The organism is Stenotrophomonas sp. P5_B8 (genome assembly GCF_054049855.1).
Window position 1 is genome coordinate 1 of sequence record NZ_JBFULO010000288.1, and the last position, 4,915, is coordinate 4,915.

5 protein-coding genes are annotated in these 4,915 nt (G+C 67.6%); 2 read left to right on the forward strand and 3 right to left on the reverse strand.

The genetic code is table 11. From position 1 onward, the window contains the following. Positions 1 to 14 precede the first annotated feature (14 nt). A complete protein-coding gene (locus ACXJKH_RS14590; RefSeq protein WP_457320316.1) occupies positions 15 to 647 on the forward strand; it encodes an HNH endonuclease in 633 nt (210 codons plus the stop codon). Positions 648 to 759: 112 nt separating this feature from the next. Further along, a complete protein-coding gene (dxs, locus tag ACXJKH_RS14595) occupies positions 760 to 2,670 on the forward strand; it encodes a 1-deoxy-D-xylulose-5-phosphate synthase (RefSeq protein ID WP_457320309.1) in 1,911 nt (636 codons plus the stop codon). Between the two features lie 205 nt (positions 2,671 to 2,875). Here the strand turns inward: dxs and ACXJKH_RS14600 are convergent, their stop codons facing one another. The 3 genes from ACXJKH_RS14600 to ACXJKH_RS14610 form a co-directional block, all read right to left on the reverse strand. Continuing rightward, positions 2,876 to 3,079, reverse strand: coding sequence for a hypothetical protein (locus ACXJKH_RS14600; RefSeq protein WP_256774678.1), 204 nt, complete (start codon positions 3,077 to 3,079; stop codon positions 2,876 to 2,878). A 172-nt stretch (positions 3,080 to 3,251) separates the two neighbouring features. Further along, positions 3,252 to 3,791 (reverse strand): DUF3011 domain-containing protein, encoded by a 540-nt coding sequence (locus ACXJKH_RS14605; protein ID WP_457320312.1) that lies wholly within the window; start codon positions 3,789 to 3,791, stop codon positions 3,252 to 3,254. A gap of 185 nt (positions 3,792 to 3,976) precedes the next feature. Further along, the coding region (locus tag ACXJKH_RS14610; RefSeq protein ID WP_457320314.1) for an FAD-dependent oxidoreductase at positions 3,977 to 4,915 on the reverse strand (939 nt) is incomplete at its 5' end.

Below are 4,915 nucleotides of genomic sequence, written 5' to 3' on the forward strand. Positions count from 1 at the left end.
CTACACGCTTAGGTCTGATCGATACCGGAGCCTCGTCCGCCCCGGTCGACGAAGTGTCGCCCAWCGCCACGCTGCATCGGCCCGGCAGCGTCCGCCTGCTCTCGCTGGATGCCCACGGCAGAGTCCTCGACTGGATCAACTGGCAGGATGCGGCCTGCCTCTACGCCCGTGATGCCGTCGCCTGGACCCTGGGCGATCCCTGCCTGCACATCCATGGGGGCATCAGCCGCCTGACCGGTACGCGCAGCGGCATGGACCTGCACCCGATCATCGCCGCGCGCGGCCACGCCCGTTCACGGTCACTCGATCCCACCCCCAATTTGTCCAACCAGGCGCTGTTCGCCCGCGATGCGCACCTGTGCCTGTACTGCGGCCAACAGTTCCACCGCCCCCAACTGACCCGCGACCACGTCATGCCGATCTCCAAGGGCGGGCTGGATGTCTGGGAGAACGTGGTCAGCGCCTGCTTCCACTGCAACTCGCGCAAGAGCGACCGCACCCCGCAGCAGGCCGGCATGCCGCTGCTGGCGGTGCCGTACCGGCCCAGCTGGATCGAGCACATGATCCTGTCCAACCGCAACATCCTGGCCGACCAGATGGCGTTCCTGCGGGCACAGCTGCCCAAACGCTCCAAACTGGCCGCCTAGCCTGCGACCAACTGACGCAGGCACCGTCACCGTTTAGTCACTGAAAAGGCGGTTTGCTTGCCCCACCCGTATTTGGGGGGGAAAATAGGCGCTCAGAAGAAGCGCGATAAACATGATCGATTCCGCACGCTATCCCCGCCTGTCGCGCATCCAGWCACCGGATGACCTGCGCAGGTTCGACGAGTCCGAACTCCCCGCCATYGCGGATGAACTGCGTGCCTACCTGATCGAATCGGTCGGCAAGAGTGGCGGCCATTTCGGCGCCGGGCTGGGCGTGATCGAACTGACCGTCGCGCTGCACTACCTGTACCAGACCCCGGTCGACCAGCTGGTCTGGGACGTGGGTCACCAGACCTACCCGCACAAGATCCTTACCGGCCGCCGCGACGAGATCCATACCGTCAAGCAGAAGGACGGCGTGGCGCCGTTCCCCAAGCGCGAGGAAAGCGAATTCGACACGTTCGGCGTCGGCCATTCCTCGACCTCGATCTCGGCCGCGCTCGGCATGGCCATCGCGCGCCAGCAGCAGGGCGACGACCGCAAGGTGGTGGCGGTGATCGGCGACGGCGCGATGACCGCCGGCATGGCCTACGAGGCGCTCAACCATGCCGGTGGCATGGACAGCGAACCGAACCTGTTGGTGATCCTCAACGACAACAACATGTCCATCTCCGAGGCCGTCGGCGGGCTGACCAAGATGCTCGGCCGCGCCACCGGTAGCCGCACGCTCAACGCGCTGCGCGAAGGCGGCAAGAAGATCCTCGGCGACAAGAAGAACAACCCCACCGCGCGTTTCGTCAAGCGCTGGGAAGAACACTGGAAGGGCATGTTCGTGCCGTCCACGTTCTTCGAGGAGATGGGCTTCCACTACACCGGCCCGATCGACGGCCACGATGTGCCGGCACTGGTGGCCACGCTGAAGACGCTCAAGGGCCTCAAGGGCCTCAAGCTGCTCCACGTGATGACCACCAAGGGCAAAGGGTATGAGCGCGCCGAGGGCGACCAGATCGGCTACCACGCCGTCGGCCCGTTCGATCCGGACAAGGGCCTGGTCTCCAAGGGCGGCGCCAAGAAGCCAACCTACACCGATGTGTTCAGCGACTGGCTGTGCGATGCCGCCGCCGCCGAACCCAAGCTGATGGGCATCACCCCGGCGATGCGCGAAGGCTCGGGCCTGGTGCGTTTCAGCAAGGAATACCCGGAGCGCTACTTCGACGTGGCCATCGCCGAGCAGCATGCAGTGACGTTGGCGGCGGGCATGGCCACCCAGGGCGCCAAGCCGGTGGTGGCGATCTATTCCACCTTCCTGCAGCGCGCGTATGACCAGTTGGTCCACGACGTGGCGGTGCAGCAACTGGACGTGCTGTTCGCGATCGATCGCGCCGGCGTCGTCGGGCCCGATGGCGCCACCCACGCGGGCAACCTCGACCTGAGCTTCCTGCGCTGCGTGCCGCACATGGTGGTGATGGCCCCGGCCGATGAAGCCGAATGCCGACAGATGCTGAGCACCGGCCTGCGTTACGCCGGTCCGGCCGCGGTGCGCTATCCGCGCGGCAGCGGCACCGGCGTGGCCGCCGGCACCGACCTGTCCACGCTGGAGATCGGCAAGGCCGACCTGCGCGTGCAGGGCAGCCGAGTGGCGCTGCTTGCCTTCGGCAGCACCGTGCCGGCCGCCGAAGCGGTGGGTCGCGAACTGGGCCTGAGCGTGGTCAACATGCGCTTCATCAAGCCGCTCGACCGCACCCTGCTGCTCGAACTCGCGCGCACCCACGATGGCTTTGTCACCATCGAAGACAACGTGGTGGCCGGTGGCGCCGGCTCCGGCGTGGCCGAGCTGTTCAATGCCGAGGACGTGCTCAAGTCGATCCTGCACCTGGGCCTGCCCGACAGCTTCCAGCACCATGCCAGCCGCGAAGACCTGCTTGCCGAAGCCGGTATCGATGCGGTCGGCATCCGCGCGGCGGTGCTCAAGCGCTGGCCGGCGCTGGCCGGGCAGTCCCATCCGCTCAGCGCTGCGGGCTGAGGTACGGCAGCCGACCAACGGTCGGCTCTACGCGGAACGAGCAGCCGACCAACGGTCGGCTCTACGCGGAACGAGCAGCCGACCAACGGTCGGCTCTACGCGGAACGAGCGGTCGACCTGCGGTGGGGTCGATGCCCGACGTCGAAAGGCCGCGTCCCATCGACGCGGCCTCCTGGTTTGCGGTCTGTCCTGCGCCGCGCTGGCTTCAGCCGTAGCGCACCGCCTCCACGTAGGCCCCGCTCGCCTCCACCCGCACCGAACTGCGGTGGCCGGTCTCGGCGTGGTGCAGGCGCGCCAGCGCATCGGCGAAATCAAAGGCCTTTGCGCTGTCGTTGAAACGGAACGACTCCAGCTTGTCCGGATGCAGCACCCGCCACAGGCGGTGTTCCAGTTGCAGGCGGATCAACATGCGGTGCTCTCTCCATGAGGCGGCATATCGGGCGAGGCCGGCGCCCGCCATCGCGACGGACGCTGCCCCTGTCATTGGTGAAGCCGGGACTTCCCGCTCCGGACAATACCCAATCAAAAGTGTGATCTGTATCAGATTTTTCTGATTTAGCGCATCACTTGAACCAGACGGATCAATTGACTTGGAATTGGCCGCGGCAGCCGCCGTCCACCCAGACGCCCGTCCGGTCCCAGCCCCAAGTGCGCCCCTCGATGCAGGCAGTGCGCGAGGTCTGGCGCACCAGTCGCGCGTCCCGACGGACGTTGGCAACACAGCGCTGACGGCGATGATCGTTGGAATCGCAGGTCAGGATCTGGCCGCGACCGCCGCCATTGTTGCCCCAGCCGCCGCCACCGCCGCCATTCCAATGACCACCGCGGCCGCCTTCGGCGATGAACTCGGCCCGGCAGCCCTGGGTCACCCAGACGCCGCCACGGGCCTGGCCCCAGGTCTGGCCCTCCACGCAGGGCGTCCCCGAAATCTGCCGCACCAGGCGTGCGCGTCCCTCCAGCGGACACTGCTGGGTGCGGCCCTTGTTCGACTCGCAGCGCACCGGCCCGCTGTTGTACCCGTCATCGCGATAGCGGTCGTACTGCTGCGCGTGCGCGGTGGCGCCCAACAGCAGCATAGAGGGCAGCAGCGCCCACAGCCATTTGTGCTTTCCGTGCCCCATTGCCTTGCTCCTCATGCCTGCCTCATAACCGTGTGTGGTGGTGGCGCACAGGATGTGGCAAAGCGCCCACGCGCGACATAGGCCGAAAGTCGCTGATTTCATGCCCTATTTAGGTAACCGACGCTTACCTGACTGGGGGTGCCTGGGCTAGGTCACATCCGATTTGCGCCGCCACCGGGCCAGAGCTAGCGCGCGACGGTCTCTACATCGCTGCGCATTTCCGCCAGCATCTCCGCGACCGAGCCCGCCACCAACATTCGCTGCGCCGTCGCCGCGCTCTCTGCCGCGCGCGCGAACATCCCCTGTTCGTGGACCTGCACTGCCGCACGCCAGTCAGGGGTGCACAGTGCGTCGGYCAGGTCGGCCGCATCGCGCAACGCCAGGTTGGCGCCCTCCCCTGCCGGGGGCATCACGTGCGCCGCATCGCCAATCAGGGTCACCGCGCTGCGGTGGTCCCAACGGTGCCCGACCGGCAGCATGTGGATCGGCCACGGCCGCACTGCGGCGTCGGCCTCGGCGATCAGACGGCGCAGGTCCGGGTGCCAGTCCGCGAAATGCGCAAGCAGGCTCTCCCGCGTTTCCCGGGGTGCGGGTGCACCGTCGGCGAGTACCTGCGGCAGCGAGGCATACACGCGCACCCGGGCGTCGGCGTTGCGCTGGGCGAACAGCGTCCGCGCACCGCCCTTGGCGACCAGCGTGCCCCGTCCTACCAGCGCCGCCAGCTGCGGATGGTCCACCTCCACGTTGTGCAGCGACAGCTCGTACAGACTGATGCCGGCGTGCCGGGGCCGCACGTCGGTGAGCAGCGGGCGCAGCCTGGACCAGGCACCGTCGGCGCCCACGGCCAGATCGAAACGCTCGATCACCGCGTTGCCGAACTCCAGCACGACCTCCTTCCCGTCGACCACCGCCTCGCGCAGTGCGTGGCCCCAGCGCACGCAATCGGCCGGCAATGCGCCCAGCAGCAGGTCGCGCAGGTGGCCGCGGTCAATCTCCGGACGGTCGCCCTCCAGACCGTCGTCGTCCAGCAGCAGCCGGCCCTGCGCGTCGAACATGCGCAGGCCCTGGTCCTCATAGCGCGCCAGCTGTTGGAAGCGCTCGAACAGCCCGGCGCTGCGCAGCGC

Bases quoted from the DNA above. Each gene is read 5' to 3' on its own strand.
- ACXJKH_RS14600 (WP_256774678.1), bottom strand. From the start codon at position 3,079: ATGTTGATCCGCCTGCAACTGGAACACCGCCTGTGGCGGGTGCTGCAT.
- ACXJKH_RS14605 (WP_457320312.1), bottom strand. From the start codon at position 3,791: ATGGGGCACGGAAAGCACAAATGGCTGTGGGCGCTGCTGCCCTCTATG.